General features: G+C 66.4%; 2 protein-coding genes and 1 pseudogene. 1 reads left to right on the top strand and 2 read right to left on the bottom strand.

The window, feature by feature from the left end; translation table 11 throughout:
- Nucleotides 1–304 (bottom strand): riboflavin synthase (locus tag AC5JJ6_RS06930; protein WP_496041329.1); only part of this gene is annotated, 304 nt, incomplete at its 3' end.
- A 267-nt stretch (nt 305–571) separates the two neighbouring features.
- Between AC5JJ6_RS06930 and AC5JJ6_RS06925 the strand changes: the two are divergent.
- Nucleotides 572–1,894: pseudogene (locus tag AC5JJ6_RS06925) on the top strand (serine hydrolase domain-containing protein).
- Here the strand turns inward: AC5JJ6_RS06925 and AC5JJ6_RS06920 are convergent.
- A complete protein-coding gene (locus tag AC5JJ6_RS06920; protein ID WP_496041328.1) occupies nt 1,861–2,862 on the bottom strand; it encodes an amidoligase family protein in 1,002 nt (333 codons plus the stop codon). The pseudogene AC5JJ6_RS06925 and the gene AC5JJ6_RS06920 sit on opposite strands and share 34 nt — an antisense overlap.
- Nucleotides 2,863–2,931 lie beyond the last annotated feature (69 nt).

Here is a 2,931-nt window from a genome sequence, read left to right as displayed (position 1 = left end):
CGACATGGCCGGAAACGATGTGGCCGCCCAGTTCGTCGCCCATCTTCAGGGCTCGCTCCAGATTGATCTCGGTATTCTCGCCCCAGGTGCCGAGCGTCGTCTTGGACAGCGTCTCGCCGGAGGCGGAGATCGTGAAGCGGTCGGCTTCCTTCTCGATCACCGTAAGACAACAGCCGCTGCAAGCGATGGAGGCGCCGATATCCACGGTATCCATATCAAAGGCGGTGGCGATGGTGAACAGGGTATCTCCGCGCCGGTCAACGGCGACGACGGTCCCCACATCTGTGATGATTCCGGTGAACATGGGCACAAGCCTAGCAGGTTCGACAGTGTCCGGCCACGCAACGCTTAGCCGCAGGGACGATCCCCCTTCTGGGGGCGGCTCCATGGGTTGATGACATGGCACCCGGCGGGACGGCAGTCAATTGCCGATCATGCGGGATATCGTCCCGCTGTCGCCATGACGACCATACGTTTCAAGCGCTTTCCACCCTGCCACAACGGCGCTACCTTGGGTGGCTGCATCCGCGACCGGGTGCGGCCATAAGGAAATTGGGGAGGAAACCGAGGAATGAAGCGGATCACCGCTCCCAGCGTATTCATCATCGCATTATGCACCGCCACGGCGGCATGGGCACAGGCCCTGCCCCGCGCCGAGCCCGGCAAGGTCGGGTTGTCGGCCGAACGGCTGGAACGGATCGAGCAGGCCTTCAGCCGCGAGGTCGACGGCGGCAAGCTGCCCGGCGCCGTCATCATGGTCGCCAGAGACGGACAGCTCGCCTATACGAAGACCATCGGGTACCGCGACAAGGGTGCCAATGCGCCCCTGGCCGAGGATTCGATCTTCCGCATCTATTCCATGACCAAGCCGCTGGTCTCGGTGGCCGCCATGATCCTGATGGAGGAGGGCCGGCTGCAACTGCCGGACCCTGTTTCCAAATACCTGCCGGAATTCGCCAAGCTCCAGGTCAGCGTGCCGCAGCTCGGTCCCTACGGCAAGGTGACGTATTCGACCGTGCCGGCCGAGCGGCCCGTCACCGTCCAGGACCTGCTGCGGCACACGGCGGGGCTTTGATACGGCGAGATCACCCAGAACACCGTAGTCCGCGAAGGCTATGCCAAGGCCGGTCTCTACAAGCCCGGCGAACGGGACTACGACGCCCGGAACCTGACGCCGGAAGAGGAAGTCAAGGCGATCGCGCAAGTGCCGCTGATCCATCAGCCGGGCACCCGCTGGGAATACAGCTTGGCAAGCGATGTCCTGGGCCGGGTCGTGGAAAAGGCATCGGGGATGCGGCTGGCCGACTTCCTCAAGAAGCGGGTGTTCGATCCGCTGAAGATGAAGGACACCGGCTTCACGGTGCCTCAAGCGGAACTGGCGCGGCTGGCCGAACCGTTGGCGAAGGACCCGGCAACCGGGGCCGACAACCGGCTGATCGACGTGTCGCAGGTGCCGGCGAACGATTCCGGCGGGGCCGGAGCGGTTTCCACCGCCGCCGATTACCTGCGCTTCACACAGATGCTGCTGAACGGCGGCGAGTTGGACGGTGTCCGCATCCTCAGCCCGACGACAGTCAAGCTGATGGCGTCGGACCATCTGGGCACCCGTATCCAGCCGGTCGTCAGCCCTGGCGAGCAGTTGCTGGGGACGCCGGGCTACACCTTCGGCCTCGGCTTCATGGTGCGTCCGGAGGCCGGGATCGCGGGCGTTCCCGGATCGAAGGGCGAGTTCATGTGGGCGGGCTACGCCGGGACCTTCTTCTGGATCGACCCGGTGGAGGATATCACCGCCGTCATGATGACGCAGGCGCCGGGACCGAGCCGTCCCTATTACCGCAAGCTGATCAAACAGCTCGTCTATCAGGCGGTCGTGGAATCCAAGACGGCCGACTGAACCGGGACTATCCGATGCGGAACCGGAGGGCGGGTGATCCAGGCGTCCGCCTCTCCCTTGAACAGGAGCCAGGCGCGGCTCAGTTCCGCCAGCCGCTCGGGATCGGCGGCGAGGCGTTCGACTGCGACCCAGCGGTTCCAGTCGGCGGCGATGCTCCATCCGGCGTCGCCGACATGGGCTTGGGGCAGCCGGTAATGGAAGACGGCGCGGGCGGAGATCTTCTCGCGCGGCAAAATGCTCCGGACGCGCTGGGCGTCCAGGTGGAGCAGCAGCGGCAGAAGGTCCAGCGCGCGGTCGCGCGACGGGTTGGCCGCCAGATAATCGTCGGCGAACCCGGCAAGGTCCGGGCGGTAGTCGGGAGACAGCACCTTGCGGATGTAGTCGCTGGAGAAATCGGGCGGAGCCGCCACGCGCTCGCTGCGCGTGGAAAAACTGGCGGCGCGGAGCCAGGGGTCCAGCAGCATGTAGGCGCGGAGATGCGCCAGGATGTTTCCGGCCGACACGTTCTGGACATCGACGTTGAAGTGCAATCCCAGCGAGCCGAGCTGCGGCGAGCCGGGTCGGACGGAGCCCCGGCCCTCGGCGCCGGCGCGGCGGAGGACTGCGACGACATCGTCCACCTCGCCCAGCCGGTCGAGCGGCAACGGAGCGGTGATCAGCTCGCGCGGGACCACGCGGCCCAGGGCGAAGCCCAGGAGGGCGGCGCTCCGCCGGCCCAGCCGGACCGGCAGGGTACGGCCGTGGCGCTGCGGGTGGGCATGGCGGAGGTCGAGTTCGATCGTGAGATCCCCCAGCCGCGTGCCGCGCACGGTGGCGGCGTGAGGGTCCTCCTCGATCACGATGCCGCCGAAACCGGCGGCCAGGGCGCTCGCAGCTTCGCGGACGCCCGGCCCCATGAACTCGATCTCCACCCCGACCCGGCGAGGCATTCCGTCGGCGGTCCGGGTCGAAGGCGGCAGGTCAAACATCAAACAATCCGCGCCGGTAACGGGGTCGGTCAAAGGGTGAGCCGATCAAATGGTGAGTCGATCAAAGTT

It is taken from the genome of Skermanella sp. (assembly GCF_059503625.1).
Note: the sequence above shows the minus strand (reverse complement) of the source record. Positions and strands in the feature narration are given on the sequence as shown.

Bases quoted from the DNA above. Each gene is read 5' to 3' on its own strand.
- AC5JJ6_RS06920 (WP_496041328.1), bottom strand. From the start codon at position 2,862: ATGTTTGACCTGCCGCCTTCGACCCGGACCGCCGACGGAATGCCTCGC.